Origin of the sequence: Streptomyces sp. NBC_00988 (assembly GCF_045162645.1) — a bacterium.
GTDB lineage: Bacteria > Actinomycetota > Actinomycetes > Streptomycetales > Streptomycetaceae > Streptomyces.
Map to the genome: position 1 here is coordinate 7,149,933 of NZ_CP108730.1, position 20,289 is coordinate 7,170,221.

Sequence of the window (20,289 nt, forward strand, 5' to 3'; positions counted from 1 at the left end):
AAGCTGGGGGTAAAACTAACCATCGTCATGGGCCTTGACTGGTTAGAGATGGCCCCGGCTTCCAGAGGTGCCAGGGCAGGACGCAGGGCTGGGAGTGGGGTAGGCGGGTTGGAGAAGTGTGACATTTTCCCCTCGACTGTCACATTTTGGCGTGCCGGTACCCCGGGGAGGGGTGGTCGGCGGAGCGGGGGCGGTGGCCACTCGGGCTGGCCCGGAGGCTTCCTCCATGCCCGTGGCCCAGAACTGCCCATCACCCACTACCTGTTGCCTGTGACCCGTTGCTCGTGGGGTTGGCCGCCGCGAGCCCTATCGACCGATATAGGGGGCAGTACGGGCGGGGACTGACCCCACGGGCATGCGCGCAAACCGCAGACCGTGGCGGACGGACGCGCTCGCTTCTCGCCTGGATGCCGGGTGGACTCAGCGGCTGTCGGCCGGTGGGTGCTTGCTGCACAAGAGGCCAAGAGGCCAAGAGGCCAAGAGGCCAAGAGGCATGGAGTGCTGGGGAGTTCATGGCCCAGGGGAAAGAACAAGGGGCAATGGGCAGATCTGGGCCACGGGCATGGACGAAGACCCCCGGCCCCGGACTCTTCATGCATGCCCGTGGCCCAAATCTGCCCATTGGCCCCGGCTGTGGACTCCCCAGTGCTCCTTGGCTCTTGTGCAGCAAGTCCCCACCGGGCGGCAGTCGCTGAGCCGGCCCGGCGTGCAGGCGAGATGCAAGCGCGTCACCCTCGCCGCGACCCTGCCCTCTCTGGAAGCTGGGGTCTTTTCTAACCAGTCAGGGTCCATGACGGTGGTTAGTTTTACCCCCGGCTTCTGGCAACCACCCGACCAGCGTTGGCCGCTGAACCGAAGCCGTGTGCAGGCGAAACGTGAGCGCATCCCTCCACGCCGGCCGGCAGTACGGTTCAGGCAAGGGGGTCCCTACCTGGCCACCCGTTCCTCCGGGCCGCTCGCTCGCTTCTCCAACGGGCTGGAGCGGCCCTAGTCAAGGGTGGAGCGCAGCGGAATCGCCGCAGGCGACGCGACCGCAGGGAGCGGGTCACGTCCGCGGGAGTGGTGTATTGACGGCCACTCGGTGATCTCGTATTTGAGGCTATGCGGTGAGTTCGGTGGGCAGGGCGGTGTCGTCGGTTTCTGACTCGATCGGGTGGAGGCGGGCCTTGGCCAGCAGGTCGAGTCCCATGTAGCGGCGGGCCTCGGTCCATTCGTCGTTCTGCTCGGCCAGCACCGCGCCGACGAGCCGGATCAGGGCGCTGCGGTCGGGGAAGATGCCGACCACGTCGGTGCGACGCCTGATCTCCTTGTTCAGCCGCTCCTGCGGGTTGTTCGACCAGATCTGACGCCAGCTCTCACGCGGGAACGCGGTGAACGCCAGCAGGTCGTGCTGGGCGGTGTCCAAGTGGGCTGCAGCCTTGGGGAACTTGGCCTCCAGGGCGTCCAGGACGTGCCGCATCTGGGCCTTCACGGCGTCGGTGTCGGGCTGTTCGAAGACGGTCCGCAGCAATGTGGCCACCCACGGCTGGGCCGATTTCGGAACCTGGCTTAGCAAATTTCGGGCGTAGTGCGTGCGGCACCGCTGCCAGGAAGCGCCAGGCAGGACGGCGCCGATGGCATCGACGAGGCCGGCGTGGGCGTCGGAGGTCACCAGCTGGACGCCGGACAGGCCGCGGGCGATCAATGAGCGCAGGAAGGCCAGCCAGCCGGCGCCGTCCTCGGCGGTGGCGACGTCGATGCCGAGGATCTCGCGGTGCCCGTCGGCGTTGACGCCGACCGCGATGAGGGCGTGGACGTTGATGATCCGGCCGCCCTCGCGGACCTTCTGGGTCAGGGCATCGACCCAGACGAACGCGTAAGGGCCTTGGTCCAGGGGCCGGTTGCGGAATGCGGCGACCTGTTCGTCCAGGTGCTTGGCCATCGCACTGACCTGGGACTTCGACAGCTGGGTGACGCCGAGGGACTCGGCGAGCTTCTCGACCCGGCGTGTACTCACGCCGAGCAGGTAGGCGGTGGCGACCACCGAGATGAGGGCCTGTTCGGCCCTGCGGCGTCGTTCGAGGAGCCAGTGCGGGAAGTAACTCCCGGACCTGAGCTTGGGGATGGCGAGTTCGACGGTCCCGGTCCTCGTGTCCCACTCGCGTGGGCGATATCCGTTGCGGTGGTTGACGCGTTCGTCGCTGACCTGCCCATATGCGGCATTGCAGAGAGCGTCGGCCTCCGCGGACATGAGTGCGTCGGCGAACGTCTTGACCATCGCGCGCAGCAGATCGGGACTCGCCGAAGCGAGGTTGTCCTCCGCGAGGGCGTGCAGGGGCAGACTGTCGGGTGCGGTCATCGTGCTGATCTCCTTCGAGGCTTCGACACTTCGAAGATCAGCCGGTGGCCGTTCATCTATGCGGGCACCATCCCGATGCCGGAGCAAACCCCCGGATCAGGTCGAACCCGTACACCACTTCTCTGGACGCAACCAGGGAGCGCCCTTTACTCGGGCCGCGGAAGCCCGACACTGGCCAAGAAGCGAGTGGCCCAACGTTCACGTGTGAACAGGGGTTCAGTTCAGCTCAGTTCTGTGGCTGGGGCTCCAGTTCCGCGTAGTCCGCGAAGCTGCGGCGGTAACGGGTATGCCGGGTTTCTTGCGTGTGCTTGCGTTGCCATTCCTCTACGTCGGCCGGGTTGCCGTACGGGCCGGATGTGGCGTCGCAGTCGGTGTCGTCGCCGGAGACGCAGCGGGCTTCGTACTCCGGTTCCGCGCTGGGGTCCTGGACGATCGCGTACGGCACGAAGCGGAAGACCCGCCGGTGTCGGATCTCGTGGTCTCGGTGCTGGTGCCGGCGTAGGAGGACGTTCGCGTCGGTCTCGGCGGTGCCGTCGTTGCGGGCGCGGGCTTCGTAGCGGAGGACGGCGAGGTCGGTGCAGGCCTGGCAGTCGGGGATGGGGGAGGGGGGTGTGGTGATGTCGTAGGGGACGGAATTTCCGACCCAGGAGCGGGAGTTGGCTGCCTTTACGCTCGCGATCAGCCGTTCCTGGGGTGTTGCCGGGCGTACGGCTTCCGGGGCGGCCTCCCATTCGCGGCCGCCGCCGAGTGGGCGCAGCATCGCGTAGGGGCCTGCCTTGCCTCGGTACTCACCCACCTTGTTCGTACTGATGTCGTAGACGAGCGTTCCTTGTTCGATCTGGTTCGCGATCGGCTCAACCATGTTCACTCCGGGGCCACTTCATCACTCTGGGTGTATTGAGAGTCGCCCAGGGGAACGGTGCGTATCAATGCTTGGCGCGTGCCATTGGGCTATTGCCACGGAGGGGAGGCGGGTTCGGTGACCTATCGCAATGCGGAGGCCACGGGTGGAGTCAGTAACGCGGTGCTGTTCGGTGACTTACTCCGGTTCTATCGCGAGGCCGAGTTGCTCACGCAGGAGGCTTTGGCCCGGCAACTCCACTGCGACCGTTCACATGTGGCCAAGATCGAGGCGGGGACACGGGTTCCGCAGGAGTCGTTCGCGAAGACGTGTGACGAAATCCTGGGTACGGGTGGGGCGTTGCTGCGGATGTGGCGCCAGATCGACTGGTACCCCGAGGTGCAGCACCCCGATTGGTTCGAGCGGCGCGCTGAGATGGATGCCCGGGCTGTAGCACTGCGGGAGTATCAAGAGCGCGTCATGCCAGGCCTGTTGCAAACCCCGGGCTATGCACACGCGCTGTTCAGCCGTCGCCCCGCCGACGTTGAGGAGATCGAGTCGCGCGTCCGGGCCAGGTTGAGCCGTCAGCCGCGCTTCTTGGCCGACGACGGGCCGCTCTACGTCGCTGTTCTGGACGAGAGTTGTCTGCGAAACGCGGTGGGGAGCCCGAAGGTCATGCGCGACCAGTGTGCCCATCTGCTGAGCGTCGGACAGCGCCCCAACATCCGTATCCAGGTGGCTCCGGCGGGGCTCTTCGGGCTCATCCGCCCGCGCAACTCGATGTCGCTGATCGAGCTGCCGGAAGGGCGGTGGGTGTACTCGGAGTCCCTGGACAGCGGCCACTTCAACAACGATCCGGCCCTCTTCGCGCGTCACAGTCAGGCCTATGATGTGCTCAGGGCGGACATCCCGTCGGCCCGCGAATCCGCCGCTCTGATCAGCGACGTGATGGAGGGTTACGAGCACCATGGACAGGCACCAGCTCGGCGCGGCGACTTGGATCAAGAGCAGCTACAGCGACGACAACGGCGGCAACTGCGTGGAAATCGCCCCCGCTTTCCCCGCCGTGGTGCCGGTGCGTGACAGCAAGGTCGTCGAGAGTCCGGTGCTGATCGTCACGCGTGCTGCTTGGTCGGCGTTCACGGATGCTCTTCGCTGACTCGAACGCCCCCTTTCCGGGCGGCAGTTCGTGCCTATGCTGATCGTCATGGACAGGCATGAGCTGAACGCGGTGACCTGGATCAAGAGCAGTTGTAGCGGGGAGAACGGCGGCAACTGCGTCGAGGCAACCCTTTCTCTCCCCTTGTAGTGCCGGTGCGTGACAGCAAGTTGGTCAACGGCCCGGTGCTGGTCGTCACCCGTTCCGCTTGGTCTGCGTTCACTGCCGCTTACGTTGCGTGCTCGCGCTGATACTTTGCGTGTATGAAGTTCACCCTTACCTATGACGTGGCCGGTGCTCCTGACGGGTTCTTCGTCTGGTTTCTTGATTCGGCGCGTGAAGAGGACCTGTACAAGGGCGAGTTGACGTACAGGAGCTACGCGATGTCGGGGCGGCGTGAGAGTGACGAGCGGGTTGTCCGGCGCACCGTGGTCCAGCGGGCAATGCAACTGCCCGCTCCGGTCGCCAAGTTGCTCGGCGCGGACTTCAGTGAGGTCGAGGACGGGACCTTCGAGAAGGCCGACCGTCTGTGGACCTGGAAGGTCACGCCGAGCAGCCAGGCGGACAAGATCCGCCACGAAGGCCACCTGAGGGTCGAGGACGTCGACGCCGTCCGCAGCCGCCTCCGCCTGGACTTCACCTACGAGGCGAAGATCTTCGGCGTCGGCGGCCTGCTGGAGAGCTTCATGGAGAAGACCCTGCGCGAGGAGTGGGACCGGACCGTCCCGTTCTACAACCGTCAGGCCTCGGCCTGAGCGGACGCGGTCGCCGATGCCGACGCGGGCGTCGAGGTCCGTCCGGCGACGCGGGTGAACGCCACGTACAGCACCGCGCTCAGTACGAAGCCCGCGATCGGCGTGCTGTCGCCGAAGGACGGCCAGTGTTTCGGGACGTAGCCGACGTAGTCCTCCTGGTTGGAGAAGAGCGGGACCGATACCCCGATGCCGATCAACAGGGCTGCCAGGCCGGGCCAGTTGGTGAAGGTGGGGTCGGTAAGGCGGGGGGCCAGTTCCGCTGTCGTTGTCGTGGACCTTGACTGGAACCAACGCTCCACCAGGACCACGCCCAGCCACGGCGCCACCCAGTACGCGATCACCAGCAGGAACGCCTCGTACGCCGAACCCGCGTCGGACAGGGACGCCCACGCCGCCGCCGTACCGGCCACCCCGGACACGACGACCAGGACGCTGCGGTTCAGCCACGCGGGGAGTTTCAGGCCGAGGGCGGCGAGGGAGATCGCGCCGGAGTAGACGTTCAGGGCGTTCGCCGAGATCGCGCCGAGGATGATCGCGATCAGCACCAAGTTGCCCAGCCAGGAGGGGAGATGGCCCGTGAAGGCCGCCGTCGGGGTGGCGTCCTTGGGGGCCAGCAGCGTTGCCGAGGCCGCGCCCATCACCGCCACGAACGTCACCGACACGAACAGGCCCAGCGCCGGGTACAGGATCGTCCTGAACTTGTTCGCCGTGCGGGGGAGGTAGCGCGAGTAGTCCGTGGCGTAGGGGTTCCAGCCCGCCGCGTAGCCCCAGGCCGCGCTGAGCGCGAGCAGGAAGCCGCCAACGCCGCCGCCCGTGCCGCCCCCGCCGAGGTGTGCGTCCTTGAACGTCCAGACGCCGGCCAGCAGGAAGATCACCGCCAGCGCCGGGAACGCGTACTTCTCGAAGGTGTGCACGAAGTTGTGGCCGATGAAGCCGATGAGGATCTCGGCCACTACCACGAGCAACAGCGACGGCAGGGGGCGTAGACCCGTCAGCGTGTTCAGTGCGAACGCCGCGCTCACGCTGTTCACCGCGAACCAACCGACGCCCGCCACAAGGCCGTTGGCCGCCGACGGGAGGATGTTGCCGCGGAAGCCGAAGGAGAAGCGGCCGATCACCATCTGCGGGACGCCGAAGCGGGGGCCGTCCAGGGAGAGGAAGCCCTGCGTGATCGCGCCTAGGCCCGTGCCCAGGACGATCGCCGCGGTCGCCTGCCAGAAGGACAGGCCGAAGAAGAGAACCGCGATCACGCCGATGTAGACGGTCGCGAACTCGATGTTCGGGGAGGCCCAGGTCCAGAGCAGCTGGAGCGGGCTGCCGTGGCGTTCGGCGTCGGGGATCGGTTCGGCGCCGGCCGTCTCTACGGCGATGACCTTGTCACCGTATTCGGGGGCGAGGGTGCCGGTCGATTCGGCGGGAGCAGTCGTCATGCGAGGTAAGTGTCCGGTTCCTGCCGGTCCGGGCCCAGAGGCGCATTGTCCGTACCGGGCCGCTCACCGGCGTACAACCTGCACGTATCGCGTGACGTCACTCGGCCTTGGGGTCGTCCTTGAGGTCGTCCTTGTTCAGGGACTTCAGGAACTCGGGGTTGTCGTCCGGCGCGATCCACTGGCCCGGCGCGGCCGTCGCCTCGGCCCCGGTGCGTCGCGCCCGGCCCGCGATCAGCCACGCGATCGGGCCGACCAGCACCTCGCCGAAGAGCAGGATCACGAACACCCACGCCAGCTTCGGCATGCCGCGCACGTCCTCCTCGGGCGTGTTCAGGCAGTCCACGAAGGCGTAGATCCACAGGGCCAGGACCAGCAGGAAGGGCAGATACCTGAGCATGGCGGCGAGATTCTCCTGAGTGGTGGGACGGCCCCGGTGACGGGGTCAGGTTAGCGGGTGGCAGATACTTGGACACATGGCTTACGACGATCTTCGCTCCCTGCTCAGGGCACTGGAGCGCGAGGGAGACCTCAAGCGCATCAAGGCCGAGGTGGACCCGTATCTGGAGGTCGGGGAGATCGTCGACCGGGTTCAGAAGGCCGGCGGACCCGCTCTCCTCTTCGAGAAGGTGAAGGGGTCGTCGATGCCCCTCGCCATGAACGTCTTCGGGACCGACCGGCGGCTGCTCAAGGCCCTGGGGCTGAAGTCGTACGGCGACATCTCCGAGAAGATCGGCGGGCTGCTGCGGCCCGAGCTGCCGCAGGGGTTCGTGGGCGTGCGGGACGCTTTCGGGAAGCTCGGCTCGATGACCCACGTACCGCCGAAGAAGGTCAAGGAAGCGCCGGTGCAGGAGGTCGTCCTCCAAGGGGACGATGTTGACCTCGACGCGCTGCCGGCCCTCTTCACCTGGCCGCAGGACGGCGGGTCCTTCTTCAACCTCGGGCTCACGCACACGAAGGACCCGGAGAGCGGGATCCGCAATCTCGGGCTCTACCGGCTCCAGCGGCACGACAAGCGCACCATCGGCATGCACTGGCAGATCCACAAGGACAGCCGGAATCACTACCAGGTCGCGGCGAGGCGCGGGGAGCGGCTGCCGGTCGCCATCGCCTTCGGGTGTCCGCCCGCCGTGACGTACGCCTCCACCGCGCCCCTTCCCGGTGACATCGACGAGTACCTCTTCGCCGGGTTCATCGCGGGCAAGCGGATCGAGATGGTCGACTGCAAGACCGTGCCGTTGCAGGTGCCGGCGCAGGCCGAGGTCGTCATCGAGGGGTGGCTGGAGCCCGGGGAGATGCTGCCGGAGGGGCCGTTCGGGGACCACACCGGGTTCTACACGCCGCAGGAGCCCTTCCCGGCGCTGACCATCGACTGCGTGACGATGCGGAAGCGGCCGTTGCTTCAGTCGATCGTCGTAGGGCGGCCTCCGACGGAGGACGGACCGCTGGGACGGGCGACGGAGCGGTTCTTCCTGCCGCTGCTGAAGATCATCGTGCCGGACATCGTGGACTACCACCTGCCCGAAGCGGGCGGATTCCACAACTGCGCGATCGTCTCCATCGACAAGAAGTACCCGAAGCACGCGCAGAAGGTGATGCACGCGGTCTGGGGTGCGCACATGATGTCCCTGACCAAGCTGATCGTGGTCGTCGATGCGGACTGCGACGTCCACGATCTGCACGAGGTCGCGTGGCGGGCCCTCGGCAACACGGACTACGCCCGCGATCTCTCGGTCGTGGAAGGACCCGTCGATCATCTCGACCATGCCTCCTACCAGCAGTTCTGGGGCGGCAAGGCGGGTATCGACGCGACGAGGAAGTGGCCCGAGGAGGGCTACACGCGGGACGGCGGCTGGCCCGAGATGGTCCTGTCCGACCCGGAGACGGCGGCGAAGGTCGACCGCCGGTGGAAGGAGTACGGCCTGTGAGCAGCGCGTCTGCCGCGATCCCGCAGCCGGGGCGCACCAAGGCGTTCCTACGCCTCGTCATGATCGAGCACTCCGTCTTCGCCCTGCCCTTCGCCTACATCGCCGCGCTGACCGCGATGTTCGAGCTGGACGAGAACATCCACTGGGGGCGGCTGCTGCTCGTCACCATCTGCATGGTGGGGCTGCGCACGTTCGCGATGGCGGTCAACCGGATCATCGACCGCGAGATCGACGCCCGTAACCCGCGCACCGCGCACCGCGAGCTGGTCACCGGCGCGATGACGGTGAAGCACGCGTGGACGGGCGCGCTCGTCGCGCTGGTCGTCTTCCTGGGCTCGGCGGCCCTGCTGAACCCCCTCTGTCTGGCGCTCGCCCCCATCGCGGTGATCCCGATGGTGATCTACCCGTACGGCAAGCGGTTCACGAACTTCCCGCAGGCCATCCTCGGTCTAGCCCAGGCCATGGGCCCGGTCGGCGGCTGGCTGGCGATCACCGGCGAGTGGTCCTGGGACGCGGTGATCCTCGGTCTCGCCGTCGGCATCTGGATCGGCGGCTTCGACCTGATCTACGCCTGCCAGGACATCGAGACCGACCGTGAGATCGGCGTCATGTCGGTCCCGGCGCGCTTCGGTATCCCGGCGTCGATCTGGGGCGCCCGCGTCTGCCACGCGACCACGACCGCCCTCCTCGCCTGGTACGGCGCGGCGACCGGCGCCGGTGCCTTCTTCTGGTTCGGCCTGCTGATCGTCGCGGGCGCGTTCGTGTACGAGCACTCGATCGTCCGGCCGCATGATCTTTCGCGGTTGAACCGGGCGTTCTTCAGCGTCAACGGGTTCATCGGGATCGCGCTGTTCGTGTGTGCGCTGCTGGATCTTCTGGTGCGGGGTCTCAGCGTCTGAGCGGCGGACTCACGATGTCAGTGCGGTCCTCGGGGTGGGCCTGCGGCGGAACACGAACGCCGCTCCCACCCCCGCCGCCAGTCCGATCAGGTGGGCCTGCCAGCTGACCCCCGACTGGGTCGGTGCCAGGCCGAACAGGATCGAGGTGCCCCAGACCGCGCCGATGAGCAGGCCGACGGCGATGCCCAGTGGGCGGCGCTCGGTGAAGCCGCTGGTCAGCAGGAAGCCGAAGAGGCCGAAGATCAGGCCCGACGCGCCCGCCGTGTTCGTGTGGGCCGGGGATATGAGCCACACGCCGAGGCCGTCCGCGACGATGATCAGCGCGCTGATCGCGGCGAAGCGGCGGATGCCGCCCAGTGCCGCCAGGAAGCCGAACACCAGCAGCGGCACGGTGTTCGCGGCGACATGCGCGAAGCCGAAGTGGATGAACGCGGCCGGGACGATGTCGATCAGTTCGGACGGCTCGCGCGGGACGATCCCGAGGCTGTCGAGGGCGTGGCCGGACACCACGTCCACCACTTCGAGCAGCCACAACAGCGCGACCCAGCCCACCATCAGCTTGGCCGCGGCCTTCGCGCGGTCGCCCTGCGACCACTCCAACTCCGCACCGGACATGGCACCCCCCACGACTCACTCGTCCCCACAGAAGAACGCCCCGGCACCCTTGGCCGGTTCCCGCCCCGCGACGCCAGCTAGGCTCGGTGTCGTGAACCCAGTCAAGCCAGGAGAGACGCCGCGTACGCCTTGGATCGTAGGGGTGTCCGGCGCTTCCGGCACCCCTTACGCGGCTGCCGTCCTGCGCGCGCTCCTCGACGCCGGCGAGAGCGTCGACCTCGTGGTGTCCCGCGCGTCCCGGCTCACGCTCCTCGACGAGACGGGGATCGCCTACCGGGACGCCCACTGGCAGGACGACCTGCGCGAATGGCTGGCCCGCGGCGCCGACGGCAAGCCCGGCACCTTCCAGCCCGCCCTCGACATCGACGCCGTACGGCACTGGAGCGCGAGCGACCTCGCGGCGGGGCCGTCCTCGGGGTCGTACCCCGCGAAGGGGATGATCGTCGTGCCCGCGTCGACCGCCTGCGTCGCCGGGATCGCGCTCGGGCTGAGCAAGGACCTGTTGCAGCGGGCGGCGAGCGTCACCCTCAAGGAGCGGCGCAGGCTGGTGGTCGCCGTACGCGAGACGCCGTTGAACGGGCAGACGCTGCGGCACCTCGTGACGCTGGACGACCTGGGCGCGGCCGTGGTGCCCGCCTCGCCCGGGTTCTACGCCGGAGCCACCCACATCCAGGACCTGGTGGACTTCGTCGCCGGGCGGGTCCTGGACTCGGCGGGCGTCGAGCACGACCTGTACCGGCGGTGGAAGGGCGACCTCGGCGCCGGCTTCCGTACCGCCGACTGACGTACGGCACCCATGTATTCATCCGTCTTCATCGGCATCACATTCTCGGCATCACATTCATCGTCATCACCGGAAGGCAATCGATCGCATGGACGCGGTGGACAGGCAGCTCATCCAGGCCCTGAGAGAGAACGGCCGGGCCTCCTACGCGGAGCTGGGGCGCCTAGTCGGCCTGTCGGGACCCAGTGTCACCGACCGCATCAACCGGCTGGAGGCGGCCGGTGTCATCACCGGCTACCGCGCGACCGTCGACTCGGCCTCCCTGGGCCTCGGCGTCATCGCCCTGATCGGCATCTCGCTCTCCGACGCCGCCGACCACGAGGACGTGGCGCGCCGCATGAAGGACCTCGGCGAGATCGAGGACTGCTGGTTCATCGCGGGCGAGGACTCGTTCATGCTGAAGGTGCGGGCACCTGACGTGGACGGCCTGGAGAAGACCATCCGGCGGCTCAGCGGGACCAAGGGCGTCTCCCGCACCCGTACGACGATCGTGCTCTCCACGAAGTGGGAGAACCGGGTCGGAGAGCTGCCCGAAGAGGCGTAGGGGCATAGGCGCGAAGCGCCGTTTGGGGGCACCTCCCGCCCGAAGGGCGGGGGAGTACCGTTTAGCAAGCTGTCTTAGGAAGAGGTATGGGCATGGATGTCGGGCTCAAGCGCGAGCTGGAGCAGAAGGTCCGCTCCGGTGAGCGGCTGTCCCGTGAGGACGGCGTCGCGCTGTACGAGTCGGACGACCTGGCCTGGCTGGGCGGACTCGCGCACGAGGTGCGGACGCGGAAGAACGGCGATGTCGTCCACTTCAACGTCAACCGCCACCTGAACATGACCAACGTGTGCACCGCGTCCTGCGCCTACTGCTCGTTCCAGCGCAAGCCGGGCGAGAAGGACGCGTACACGATGCGCATCGAGGAGGCCGTCCGGCTCGCCAAGGCGATGCAGGGCGAGAACCTCACCGAGCTGCACATCGTCAACGGCCTGCACCCGAACCTCCCCTGGCGCTACTACCCCCGGTCGCTGAGCGAGCTGAAGAAGGCCCTCCCGGAGGTCTCCCTCAAGGCCTTCACGGCCACCGAGATCCACCACTTCGAGACCATCTCCGGGCTGAGCGCGAGCGAGATCCTCGACGAGCTCATCGACGCCGGCCTCGAATCCCTCACCGGCGGCGGCGCGGAGATCTTCGACTGGGAGGTCCGGCAGCACATCGTCGACCACCGGACGCACTGGGAAGACTGGTCGCGGATCCACCGCCTGGCGCACGAGAAGGGTCTCAAGACCCCGTGCACCATGCTCTACGGCCATATCGAGGAGCCGCGCCACCGCGTGGACCACGTGCTGCGGCTGCGGGAGCTCCAGGACGAGACCGGCGGTTTCCAGGTCTTCATCCCGCTGCGCTACCAGCACGACTTCGTGGACATGAAGGACGGGAAGGTCCGGAACCGGCTGCAGGCGCGGACGCAGATGGCCACCGGCGCGGAGGCCCTCAAGACCTTCGCCGTCTCCCGGCTGCTCTTCGACAACGTCCCGCACGTCAAGGTCTTCTGGGTCATGCACGGTGTCCAGACCGCCCAACTCGCCCTCCAGCACGGCGCGGACGACATGGACGGCTCGGTCGTCGAGTACAAGATCACGCACGACGCCGACAACTACGGCACGCCGAACAAGCTCACGCGCGACGACCTCCTCGACCTGATCCGCGACGCCGGTTTCCAGCCGGTCGAGCGGAACACGCGGTACGAGATCATCCGCGAGTACGACGGCCCGGACCCGGCGCGGCGCGAGTCCCCGCAGGCGATGCGGGTGTGACGACCCCCTTCTGTGACGACCACCTTTTGAAACGAACACGGCACCATGTCACTGACCTTTGAACTGGACCCCGCGATAACCCCCGCCCTGCGCGAGGAGATCCTCACCCTCTGGGCGGACGTCTCCAACGCGGGGGGCTCGGTCGGCTTCGTCGCACCGGTGGCGGTGGACGAGATACGGCCCGAACTGGTCCGGCACTTCGTCGCCATGGCGGAGGGCCGCACCCGGCTGCTGGTCGGCCGGGACGAGACGGGCACGGTCGCCGCGACCGTGTTCCTCGCGTTCAACACCCACCGCCTGATGCTGCACTGGCTGTGGCTCTACACGGTGATGGTCCATCCCCGCCACCAGGGCAAGGGCTACGGCCGCGACCTCCTCGCCGCCGCCGAGGCCGCCCGCGGCATCGACGGCATCGAGGCGATCCGCCTCACCTGCCGGGGCGGTCATGGCCTGGAGCGGTTCTACGGCTCCTGCGGCTACAAGGAGGTCGGGCGGGTGCCCGGCGCGATCCGCGTAGCCCCGGGGGACGATCGCGACGACATCTTCATGCTGCTGCCGCTGATGTGAGCCACACAGCAGCCGCGCACCCCGCCCGAAGATCGGTGGGGGCGCGTGCTTCACTGAGTAGGACTGTTCGGTTAAGTCTGTTCGTTACGGAAGAGTGGATTGAGATGTTCCGCTACACACTGTGGCGCCTCGGAGTCTTCGCGGGCTGCCTCGGCGTCGTCTGGGGCCTCGTCTACCTCGGCGTCTTCCCGCGCGGCTTCGGCGAGTCCAACGGCATGTGGATCGTGCTGCTGGCGCTGGTGATCTCGGCGCCGATCAGCTTCGTGGTGCTGCGCGGGGTGCGGGACCGGGCCTCGGTGCAGATCGTCGAGCGGGTCGACCGGATGAAGGCCAACCTGGACGCCAACCGCAGCCAGGAGGACGAGACGGTGGACGCCGCCCAGCCGGCCTCCCACCCGCAGGGCCAGGCTTCGTAGCACCCTTCCAGCAACCCCTGCTGTAACTTCTGTCGGCAGCCATGCGGTCTGGTCCAACTACCCTTGCCCCATGGGTGCCGTGAAGACCAAACGCATGCCGCGGGCGGTCCGTGAGCAGCAGATGCTCGACGCCGCCGTGCAGACCTTCGGGCAGCGCGGTTACATGGCCGCGTCGATGGACGAGATAGCCGAACTCGCGGGCGTGTCCAAGCCGTTGGTGTATCTCTACCTGAACTCGAAGGAAGACCTGTTCACCGCGTGCATCCGGCGCGAGGGCCAGGCGCTCACCGAGGCGGTACGGGCCGGCGTGGACACGGGGTCGCCCGCCGACCGCCAACTCTGGGACGGGCTGCGGGCGTTCTTCACCCACACCGCGCAACACCCGGACGGCTGGGCCGTGTTGCACCTCCAGTCCCGCACCCACGGCGAACCCTTCGCGGCCGAGGTGGCGGCCATGCGCGCCGAACTAGTCGCGTTCGTCACCGAGTTGATCGCGGTCACCGCCCGCGAGGCGCACCGCGACCCGGACCTCCCCGAGCATGAGGTCGCCGGTCTGGCCGAGGCCCTGGTCGGCGCCGCCGAGTCCCTGGCGGCCTGGTCGAACGCGACCCCGGGTGTCACCGCCAAGCAGGCGGCGGCGACGCTGATGAACTTCGCGTGGGCGGGGCTGGGGCAGTTGATGGAGGGGCGGCCGTGGACGCCGTAGCGCGCATCAGCTCGTAAAGATCGTGAGGCTCATAACGGGAGCGGTCGGACGAGCCCGTCCACGTGTGTCCGCTTGCCGCTCCGCAGCTGGAAACGGCCGCCTTCCGCCGCGTACTCCACCACCCCCGGCAACAGCACCGGCGCCCTGAACTCGGCCCGTACGTACGCCGATTCGGGCGTCCCGTGTGCCGCGAGGCACCGTGCGGCCGTCCACATGCCGTGGGCGATCGCGCGGGGGAAGCCGAAGAGGCGGGCGGTGAGGGGGGAGAGGTGGATGGGGTTGCGGTCGCCGGACGCGGCGCCGTAGCGGCGGCCGACGTCCTCGGCGAGGCGCCATTCCGCGAGGGTGGGCAACGGGGGCTGTGCGTGCGGGACTTCGGGTGCGGGTGTGTCGGCACGGTGGTGCCGGGCGAGATACGTGCTCCGCGACTCCCATACGACCTTGCCCGCGCCGTCGCCCGCACCGCCCACCCGCATCTCCGTGGTGACCGTCGCCTCCGTGCCACGCCGGTGCGGGGCCAACTCTTCGACGTAGACGGTGAGTTCGTGGTCCCCTGTGGCCGGTACCGCCGCATGCCGGGTGATCTCCACCGACGTGTGGACCAGGCCGAGGAGGGGGAGCGGGAAGGCTCGGCAGCTCATCAGGCGCATGGCGAGGGGGAAGCCGAGGACGTGGGGATACGTGATCGGGAGGGCGTCGTCGCCGGTGGCGAAGCCGCAGACGCGTTCGTAGGCGGCCAGTTTGGCCAGGTCGACGCGTACGCCGGGGAGGACGAGGCGGGTGCGGGGGAACGCGGCGTCGGGGCGGGGCCGTTTGAAGGGGGAGAGGAGGGCGCCGCGGAGGAGGAGCGGGGTGAGTGCGGGGGTGTCGCTGAGGGGCGGATAGGGGTTGGCCATGTCCCACTCCCGGGTGGCTTCCTGGGCGGCTCTTTTCGGCTTACTTCGCAGTAAGGTTACCGCAGGTAAGGCCAAGTGGGGCGAGCCGGGCGGGTCCATGGCGGGCGCATGGGTGACGCAGAGGTGGCGCAAGGCTGACGTAGGGCCGACAAAGCGCCGTGAACCCGCCGAGGTTGCACAGGCCCGGCTCCGTACCACCCCCGAACCCGCACGAAGCCCCCACGCGGGCCCCGTACGATCTTCGACCTAACCCGAGGTAACACGCCGGCCGCGGGCCGGGATGAACGCCTCGGTACGCACCATGCGTACCTAATGCAGCAGAGCGGTACAAGCTGCACGCCACAGGAGCTGCCATGTCCCTCGTCTATCCGTCCGGCTACGACTACGACGGCGCGCCCGTGCTCGTCGAGCCCGAGATCCGGCGGCTGGACGGCGTGGTGCGGGAGGTGTCCGTACCGCCGTTGGTGCCGCCGGCGACCCACGGCTCGCTCGCCGACCTGCCGTTCGAGAACGCGGCGGCGGCGCCGGAGCACGTGGTCCTCAGCAGGCAGGACGAGGACGGCAGTTGGCGGGATGTGACGGCGACGGAGTTCGCCGAGCAGGTGCAGGCCGTCGCCAAGGGGATGATCGCGGAGGGGCTCGCGCCGGGCGACCGGATCGCGGTCATGGCGCGGACGTCGTACGAGTGGACGCTCCTCGACTTCGCCGCGTGGGCGGCCGGTCTGGTCACCGTGCCGGTGTACCCGACCTCCTCGCTCTTCCAGATCCGGTGGATCCTCCAGGACTCGGGCGCGGTGGCGATGGCCGCCGAGACGGTCGCCCAGGCGGCGGCGCTAGGTCCGGAGACGCCCCGGCTGCCCGACCTGCGCCACATGTGGGTCTTCGAGAAGGGGCACCTGGACCGGCTGGCCGAGCTCGGCCGGACCGTCCCGGATTCCGAAGTCGCCGTACGGCGTGGGGTGTTGCTGCCCGACACGCTCGCCACCGTCATCTACACCTCGGGCACCACCGGCCGCCCCAAGGGCTGCGCGATCACCCACGGCAACTTCCTCGCGGAGATCGACAACGCGATCGAACTCCTCTACGGCGTCTTCAAGAACAAGGCGGACGAAGAACCCTCCACACTCCTCTTCCTCCCCTACTCCCACGTCTTCGGCCGCATGGTCGCGGTCGCCTGCATCCGCGCCCGGGTCCGCCTCGGCCACGCCGCGAGCCTCAAGTCCGAGGACCTGCTGGCCGACCTGGCGAGTTTCCAGCCGACCTTCCTGCTGGCCATCCCGTACATGCTGGAGAAGGTCTTCAACAACGCGCGGGCGAAGGCCGAGAAGGGCGGCCGCGGCAAGGTCTTCGACCGCGCCACGAACGTCGCCCGCCGCTACGGCGAGGCACTGGAGGCCCGCCAGTCCGGCAAGGGGCCGGGCCCGACCCGCCCGTTGAAGACGGCCCGCGCCTTCTACGACCCGCTCGTCTACCGCAAGATCCGCAACGCCCTCGGCGGCAAGCTCCGTTACGTCATCTGCGGCGGCTCCCCGCTGGGCCGCCGCCTCGCCGCGTTCTACGCCGGCGCGGGCATCGAGATCTTCGAGGGCTACGGCCTGACCGAGACGACGGCGGCGGCCACCTGCACGCCACCGCTCAAACCCCGCCTGGGGACGGTCGGTTGGCCGATGCCGGGCACCAAGGTCCGCATCGCGTCGGACGGCGAGATCCTGCTCGCCGGCGGCCAGGTGTTCCGGGGCTACTGGGATCCGCACGGCGACGGGGTGATCCCCGCGTCCCAGGACGGCTGGTTCGCCACCGGCGACATCGGCCGCCTCGACGACGAGGGCTACCTCACCATCACCGGGCGCAAGAAGGAGATCCTGATCACCGCGGGCGGCAAGAACGTGGCCCCGGCCCCCCTGGAGAACTGGCTCCGCTCCCACCCGTTGATCGCCCAGTGCATGGTCGTCGGCGACCGCCGCCCCTACGTCGCCGCCCTCATCACCCTCGACCTCGAAGGCATCACCCACTGGCGCCAGATGAACGGCAAACACCCGGTCCCCGCCGAACTCCTGGTCAACGACGAGGAGTTGATCGGAGTCCTGCAGCGCGCCGTCGACGACGCCAACAAGCTGGTCTCCCGCCCCGAGTCCATCCGCCGCTTCAGCATCCTGCCGGTGGACTTCACGGAGGCGGCGGGCCATCTGACGCCGTCGATGAAGCTGCGACGGGAGTTCGTCATGCAGGAGTTCGCGCGGGACATCGAGGCGCTGTACGCCAACTAGTAGCCGTCAAGGGCGATTGACCAGTGGGCGTTCAGGGTGATTTGGTGCGGACCTGGTCATTGACTTCCCAAGACCCCCGCGCGACATTCCCAGCCCATTCCCCGTCGGGCTGGAGCGGCCATGACCCCGAACACGGACGGACAGGCACAACACCCCGGTAGAAGACGTGTGTTGGCGGGTGGTGCGGTTGCCGCGCTCGGTGTGGCCGCCGGGGTGCAGCACTCGGCCCGCGCCGCCGATCTTCCTCTCCTCGGTACCTACGACGTCGTCGTGATCGGTGCGGGGGCGGCCGGGATGACGGCCGCGCTGACCGCCGCCAAGCAGGGCCTGAGCTGTGTGGTGGTGGAGAAGGCGCCGACGTTCGGAGGGTCGGCGGCCCGCTCGGGGGCGGGGATCTGGATCCCCAACAACCCGGTGATCCTGGCGGCCGGAGTCCCGGACACCCCCGCCAAAGCCGCCACTTACCTCTCCGCGGTCGTCGGCACCGACGTCCCGGCGGACCGCCAGCAGTCGTTCCTCGCCCACGGCCCCGCCATGATCTCCTTCGTGATGGCGAACAGTCCGCTGCGCTTCCGCTGGATGGAGGGATACAGCGACTACTACCCGGAGTTGCCGGGCGGGCTCCCCAACGGCCGTTCCATAGAACCCGATCAGCTCGACGGCAACATCCTCGGCACCGAACTCGCCCACCTCAACCCGCCCTACCTGGCCGTCCCTTCGGGCATGGTCGTCTTCAGCGCCGACTACAAGTGGCTCGACCTGGCCGCGGTGAGCGTCAAGGGCGCGGCCGTCGCCACCGAGTGCCTGGCCCGGGGGACGAAGGCGGCACTGCTCGGCCAGAAGCCGCTCACGATGGGCCAGTCCCTCGCCGCCGGACTGCGCGCCGGACTCCAGTCCGCGCAGGTGCCGGTGTGGCTCAACACCCCGCTCACCGACCTGTACTTGGAGAGCGGCGCCGTCACCGGGGCGGTCGTCACGCGGGCCGGAACCGCCGGACTGGTGCGCGCCTGGCGCGGGGTCGTGGTCGGCTCCGGCGGCTTCGAGCACAACGCGGCGATGCGCGCCCAGTACCAGCGCCAGCCCATCGGCACGGACTGGACCGTCGGCGCGAAGGAGAACACCGGCGACGGCATCCAGGCGGGCCAACGGGCGGGCGCGGCCCTGGCGTTGATGGACGACGCCTGGTGGGGCCCCGCCATCCCGATCCCCGACGACCCGTACTTCTGCCTCGCCGAACGCACCCTCCCCGGCGGCCTGTTGGTCAACCAGGCGGGTTCGCGCTTCGTCAACGAGGCCGCGCCGTACAGCGACGTCGTCCACATCATGTACGACCGCGATACCGCCGCCCCCGACATCCCGGCCTGGCTGATCGTCGACCAGAACTACCGCAACCGGTACCTGTTCCGGGACGTGTTGCCGACGTTCGCCTTCCCCGACGCCTGGTACAGCTCGGGGGCGGCGTACAAGGCGTGGACGCTGGACGCCCTGGCCACGTCGATCGGCGTCCCGGCGGCGGCCCTGCGGTCTTCGGTGAGCCGCTTCAACTCCCTTGCGGCGAGCGGCAAGGACACGGACTTCGGGCGCGGCGACAGCGCCTACGACCACTACTACACGGACCCGTCGATCCTCCCCAACTCCTGCCTCGCCCCGCTGTGGCTGCCCCCGTACTACGCCTTCCGCATCGTCCCCGGCGACCTCGGCACGAAGGGCGGCATGCGCACGGACGCACGGGCGCGGGTGCTGCGGGCGGACGGTTCGGTGATCCCCGGTCTGTACGCGGCCGGGAACGCGAGCGCGGCGGTGATGGGGCACAGCTACGCGGGCGCGGGCTCGACGATCGGACCGGCGATGACGTTCGGGTATGTGGCGGCGATGGACCTGGCGGGGGCGCTGTAGCGGTCTTGGCACGGGTGTCCTGGTCTGGTCATCGCGCGGTCAAGGGATGACCAGGCCGGGGCCAAGCGGCCGTATGCATTGCGCATGCAACGGGTTCGGAGGGCTGACATAGCCGGATTTGGGCCCTGGGTCGGTGGCTACTGTGATGGCGCGAATGTGTCCACAGCGACCATGACGACTTACGGGGAAGAGGAGACGGCGGTGGGGGAGCCGAACCGTTCACGCCTTCTTGACTACACGCAGGGGCCGGCGGCAGCGGGGGCGCCCGAGGCGCGTCGGTCGAGTCTGCTCGACTATGCGGAGGCCGTGCCCCGGTCCGGTCCGGCAGCCGACGGGCGGCCCGGACCCCGGCCCGGCGTCCCACCGTACGAGACGCCCGTCTTCGTGCCCGCGCATCCCCGGTACGTCGACGCGGTGGACGAGCACGGGCGGGCGGTCCGGGTGCCGTTCGTCGTCTACGAACTCTTCGAGCATCCGGCGCGGCGCACCGCGGCCTACGCGTTCAGCACGGTGGAGAAGCTGGTGGCCGCGTTCGGGGAGGCCCAGCCGTGGGTCGGGACTTCGATCGGGCCGCTCGCCGAGGCGATGGGCGAGCGGGGCGGCACCGTCGTCCTCGACCCGAACGTCGCCCCGGGGCAGCCGAATTGGCGGCCGGCCGACCTGGCCGCCTACGCGCGGGAGGTGCGCTGATGTCGGCCGACTTCAAGGCGGTGCTGGGCGACCTCACGTCGATGGCCAAGACCCTCCACGACCAGGCCACCGACTACCGGAAGTTGCACCCCCAGGTCGCCCCGCCCGTGGTGAGCGGCGGGGACGCGGGGCTCGACGACGCCATCAAGGAGGTCGCCCACCTCATCCTCGGCCTGCACATCGGCTTCGCCGACCGGCTGGACGACCACGGCGACAAGGTCGCGTACGCGCGGGACTCCTTCCACCGGCACGACGTCGACGTCCACGGTGTGTTCGACGACCTGATGGTGGGGGAGGACTGAGGG

General features: G+C 68.7%; 23 protein-coding genes. 17 read left to right on the top strand and 6 right to left on the bottom strand.

The window, feature by feature from the left end:
• Positions 1 to 1,099 precede the first annotated feature (1,099 nt).
• Entirely contained in the window at positions 1,100 to 2,338 is a 1,239-nt protein-coding gene (locus OG496_RS32875; RefSeq protein ID WP_405973503.1) for an IS256 family transposase, read from the bottom strand.
• A 226-nt stretch (positions 2,339 to 2,564) separates the two neighbouring features.
• Positions 2,565 to 3,200 carry a hypothetical protein gene (locus OG496_RS32880; RefSeq protein ID WP_405973504.1) on the bottom strand — a complete coding sequence of 212 codons (636 nt, stop codon included), beginning with the start codon at positions 3,198 to 3,200 and terminating at the stop codon, positions 2,565 to 2,567.
• A gap of 117 nt (positions 3,201 to 3,317) precedes the next feature.
• Between OG496_RS32880 and OG496_RS32885 the strand changes: the two genes are divergently transcribed.
• From OG496_RS32885 to OG496_RS32905, 5 genes are read left to right on the top strand one after another with little or no spacing between them, the layout of a single operon-like run.
• Entirely contained in the window at positions 3,318 to 4,262 is a 945-nt protein-coding gene (locus tag OG496_RS32885) for a Scr1 family TA system antitoxin-like transcriptional regulator (protein ID WP_405973505.1), read from the top strand.
• Positions 4,219 to 4,338, top strand: a complete 120-nt coding sequence (locus OG496_RS32890; RefSeq protein ID WP_405973506.1) for a DUF397 domain-containing protein — start codon at positions 4,219 to 4,221, stop codon at positions 4,336 to 4,338. Before OG496_RS32885 ends, OG496_RS32890 begins: the two co-directional genes overlap by 44 nt.
• A 48-nt stretch (positions 4,339 to 4,386) precedes the next feature.
• Positions 4,387 to 4,488, top strand: a complete 102-nt coding sequence (locus OG496_RS32895) for a DUF397 domain-containing protein (RefSeq protein ID WP_405973507.1) — start codon at positions 4,387 to 4,389, stop codon at positions 4,486 to 4,488.
• A 35-nt stretch (positions 4,489 to 4,523) separates the two neighbouring features.
• Complete coding sequence (locus OG496_RS32900) at positions 4,524 to 4,589, top strand: hypothetical protein (protein WP_405976757.1); 66 nt, start codon at positions 4,524 to 4,526, stop codon at positions 4,587 to 4,589.
• Between the two features lie 12 nt (positions 4,590 to 4,601).
• Positions 4,602 to 5,093, top strand: coding sequence for a DUF2505 family protein (locus tag OG496_RS32905; RefSeq protein ID WP_366497424.1), 492 nt, complete (start codon positions 4,602 to 4,604; stop codon positions 5,091 to 5,093).
• On the opposite strand, the gene OG496_RS32910 is transcribed toward OG496_RS32905, so the two are convergent.
• Together OG496_RS32910 and OG496_RS32915 are read right to left on the bottom strand one after the other, a co-directional pair.
• On the bottom strand, positions 5,078 to 6,523 hold the full coding sequence (locus OG496_RS32910) for a cytosine permease (RefSeq protein WP_366497423.1): 1,446 nt from the start codon (positions 6,521 to 6,523) through the stop codon (positions 5,078 to 5,080). The genes OG496_RS32905 and OG496_RS32910 overlap by 16 nt on opposite strands.
• 97 nt (positions 6,524 to 6,620) lie before the next feature.
• Positions 6,621 to 6,920, bottom strand: a complete 300-nt coding sequence (locus OG496_RS32915) for a PLD nuclease N-terminal domain-containing protein (protein WP_366497422.1) — start codon at positions 6,918 to 6,920, stop codon at positions 6,621 to 6,623.
• A gap of 76 nt (positions 6,921 to 6,996) precedes the next feature.
• Between OG496_RS32915 and OG496_RS32920 the strand changes: the two genes are divergently transcribed.
• A complete protein-coding gene (locus OG496_RS32920) occupies positions 6,997 to 8,448 on the top strand; it encodes a menaquinone biosynthesis decarboxylase (protein WP_405973508.1) in 1,452 nt (483 codons plus the stop codon).
• Positions 8,445 to 9,347, top strand: coding sequence for a menaquinone biosynthesis prenyltransferase MqnP (mqnP, locus tag OG496_RS32925; protein WP_366497420.1), 903 nt, complete (start codon positions 8,445 to 8,447; stop codon positions 9,345 to 9,347). The genes OG496_RS32920 and mqnP overlap by 4 nt, the downstream gene beginning before the upstream one ends.
• Positions 9,348 to 9,356: 9 nt before the next feature.
• On the opposite strand, the gene OG496_RS32930 is transcribed toward mqnP, so the two are convergent.
• Positions 9,357 to 9,962 carry a rhomboid family intramembrane serine protease gene (locus OG496_RS32930; RefSeq protein WP_405973509.1) on the bottom strand — a complete coding sequence of 202 codons (606 nt, stop codon included), beginning with the start codon at positions 9,960 to 9,962 and terminating at the stop codon, positions 9,357 to 9,359.
• A gap of 142 nt (positions 9,963 to 10,104) precedes the next feature.
• Between OG496_RS32930 and OG496_RS32935 the strand changes: the two genes are divergently transcribed.
• The 6 genes from OG496_RS32935 (at position 10,105) to OG496_RS32960 (ending at position 14,235) form a co-directional block, all read left to right on the top strand.
• The gene (locus OG496_RS32935; protein ID WP_405973510.1) at positions 10,105 to 10,746 is read left to right on the top strand and encodes a UbiX family flavin prenyltransferase; all 642 of its coding nucleotides are present in this window, start codon (positions 10,105 to 10,107) and stop codon (positions 10,744 to 10,746) included.
• An 88-nt stretch (positions 10,747 to 10,834) separates the two neighbouring features.
• Positions 10,835 to 11,290, top strand: coding sequence for an Lrp/AsnC family transcriptional regulator (locus tag OG496_RS32940; RefSeq protein WP_019061245.1), 456 nt, complete (start codon positions 10,835 to 10,837; stop codon positions 11,288 to 11,290).
• Positions 11,291 to 11,382: 92 nt separating this feature from the next.
• Complete coding sequence (mqnE, locus tag OG496_RS32945) at positions 11,383 to 12,546, top strand: aminofutalosine synthase MqnE (protein ID WP_366497508.1); 1,164 nt, start codon at positions 11,383 to 11,385, stop codon at positions 12,544 to 12,546.
• 45 nt (positions 12,547 to 12,591) lie between these two features.
• Positions 12,592 to 13,113, top strand: coding sequence for a GNAT family N-acetyltransferase (locus tag OG496_RS32950; RefSeq protein ID WP_405973511.1), 522 nt, complete (start codon positions 12,592 to 12,594; stop codon positions 13,111 to 13,113).
• Between the two features lie 104 nt (positions 13,114 to 13,217).
• Positions 13,218 to 13,529: a DUF4229 domain-containing protein gene (locus tag OG496_RS32955; RefSeq protein ID WP_366497416.1), complete on the top strand. Its 312-nt coding sequence runs from the start codon at positions 13,218 to 13,220 to the stop codon at positions 13,527 to 13,529.
• A gap of 70 nt (positions 13,530 to 13,599) precedes the next feature.
• A complete protein-coding gene (locus OG496_RS32960; RefSeq protein WP_366497415.1) occupies positions 13,600 to 14,235 on the top strand; it encodes a TetR/AcrR family transcriptional regulator in 636 nt (211 codons plus the stop codon).
• Between the two features lie 29 nt (positions 14,236 to 14,264).
• Here the strand turns inward: OG496_RS32960 and OG496_RS32965 are convergent, their stop codons facing one another.
• Positions 14,265 to 15,131 (bottom strand): MaoC family dehydratase, encoded by an 867-nt coding sequence (locus OG496_RS32965; protein WP_405973512.1) that lies wholly within the window; start codon positions 15,129 to 15,131, stop codon positions 14,265 to 14,267.
• 353 nt (positions 15,132 to 15,484) lie between these two features.
• Here OG496_RS32965 and OG496_RS32970 point away from each other — a divergent pair, with 353 nt between their 5' ends.
• From OG496_RS32970 to OG496_RS32985, 4 genes are all read left to right on the top strand, one after another.
• Positions 15,485 to 17,398: an AMP-dependent synthetase/ligase gene (locus tag OG496_RS32970; protein ID WP_366497413.1), complete on the top strand. Its 1,914-nt coding sequence runs from the start codon at positions 15,485 to 15,487 to the stop codon at positions 17,396 to 17,398.
• Between the two features lie 120 nt (positions 17,399 to 17,518).
• Positions 17,519 to 19,294: a 3-oxosteroid 1-dehydrogenase gene (gene kstD, locus OG496_RS32975; RefSeq protein ID WP_405973513.1), complete on the top strand. Its 1,776-nt coding sequence runs from the start codon at positions 17,519 to 17,521 to the stop codon at positions 19,292 to 19,294.
• A 171-nt stretch (positions 19,295 to 19,465) separates the two neighbouring features.
• Entirely contained in the window at positions 19,466 to 19,984 is a 519-nt protein-coding gene (locus OG496_RS32980) for an SAV_915 family protein (protein ID WP_405973514.1), read from the top strand.
• Positions 19,984 to 20,286 (top strand): DUF6317 family protein, encoded by a 303-nt coding sequence (locus tag OG496_RS32985; protein WP_405973515.1) that lies wholly within the window; start codon positions 19,984 to 19,986, stop codon positions 20,284 to 20,286. The genes OG496_RS32980 and OG496_RS32985 overlap by 1 nt, the downstream gene beginning before the upstream one ends.
• Positions 20,287 to 20,289: the final 3 nt, after the last annotated feature.

Excerpts from the sequence above, each read along its gene's own strand:
- OG496_RS32875 (WP_405973503.1), bottom strand. The coding sequence starts at position 2,338 with ATGACCGCACCCGACAGTCTGCCCCTGCACGCCCTCGCGGAGGACAAC.
- OG496_RS32880 (WP_405973504.1), bottom strand. The coding sequence starts at position 3,200 with ATGGTTGAGCCGATCGCGAACCAGATCGAACAAGGAACGCTCGTCTAC.
- OG496_RS32895 (WP_405973507.1), top strand. The coding sequence starts at position 4,387 with ATGGACAGGCATGAGCTGAACGCGGTGACCTGGATCAAGAGCAGTTGT.
- OG496_RS32905 (WP_366497424.1), top strand. The coding sequence starts at position 4,602 with ATGAAGTTCACCCTTACCTATGACGTGGCCGGTGCTCCTGACGGGTTC.
- OG496_RS32910 (WP_366497423.1), bottom strand. The coding sequence starts at position 6,523 with ATGACGACTGCTCCCGCCGAATCGACCGGCACCCTCGCCCCCGAATAC.
- OG496_RS32915 (WP_366497422.1), bottom strand. The coding sequence starts at position 6,920 with ATGCTCAGGTATCTGCCCTTCCTGCTGGTCCTGGCCCTGTGGATCTAC.
- OG496_RS32920 (WP_405973508.1), top strand. The coding sequence starts at position 6,997 with ATGGCTTACGACGATCTTCGCTCCCTGCTCAGGGCACTGGAGCGCGAG.
- OG496_RS32930 (WP_405973509.1), bottom strand. The coding sequence starts at position 9,962 with ATGTCCGGTGCGGAGTTGGAGTGGTCGCAGGGCGACCGCGCGAAGGCC.
- OG496_RS32940 (WP_019061245.1), top strand. The coding sequence starts at position 10,835 with ATGGACGCGGTGGACAGGCAGCTCATCCAGGCCCTGAGAGAGAACGGC.
- mqnE (WP_366497508.1), top strand. The coding sequence starts at position 11,383 with ATGGATGTCGGGCTCAAGCGCGAGCTGGAGCAGAAGGTCCGCTCCGGT.
- OG496_RS32950 (WP_405973511.1), top strand. The coding sequence starts at position 12,592 with ATGTCACTGACCTTTGAACTGGACCCCGCGATAACCCCCGCCCTGCGC.
- OG496_RS32955 (WP_366497416.1), top strand. The coding sequence starts at position 13,218 with ATGTTCCGCTACACACTGTGGCGCCTCGGAGTCTTCGCGGGCTGCCTC.
- OG496_RS32960 (WP_366497415.1), top strand. The coding sequence starts at position 13,600 with ATGGGTGCCGTGAAGACCAAACGCATGCCGCGGGCGGTCCGTGAGCAG.
- OG496_RS32965 (WP_405973512.1), bottom strand. The coding sequence starts at position 15,131 with ATGGCCAACCCCTATCCGCCCCTCAGCGACACCCCCGCACTCACCCCG.
- OG496_RS32970 (WP_366497413.1), top strand. The coding sequence starts at position 15,485 with ATGTCCCTCGTCTATCCGTCCGGCTACGACTACGACGGCGCGCCCGTG.
- kstD (WP_405973513.1), top strand. The coding sequence starts at position 17,519 with ATGACCCCGAACACGGACGGACAGGCACAACACCCCGGTAGAAGACGT.
- OG496_RS32980 (WP_405973514.1), top strand. The coding sequence starts at position 19,466 with ATGACGACTTACGGGGAAGAGGAGACGGCGGTGGGGGAGCCGAACCGT.
- OG496_RS32985 (WP_405973515.1), top strand. The coding sequence starts at position 19,984 with ATGTCGGCCGACTTCAAGGCGGTGCTGGGCGACCTCACGTCGATGGCC.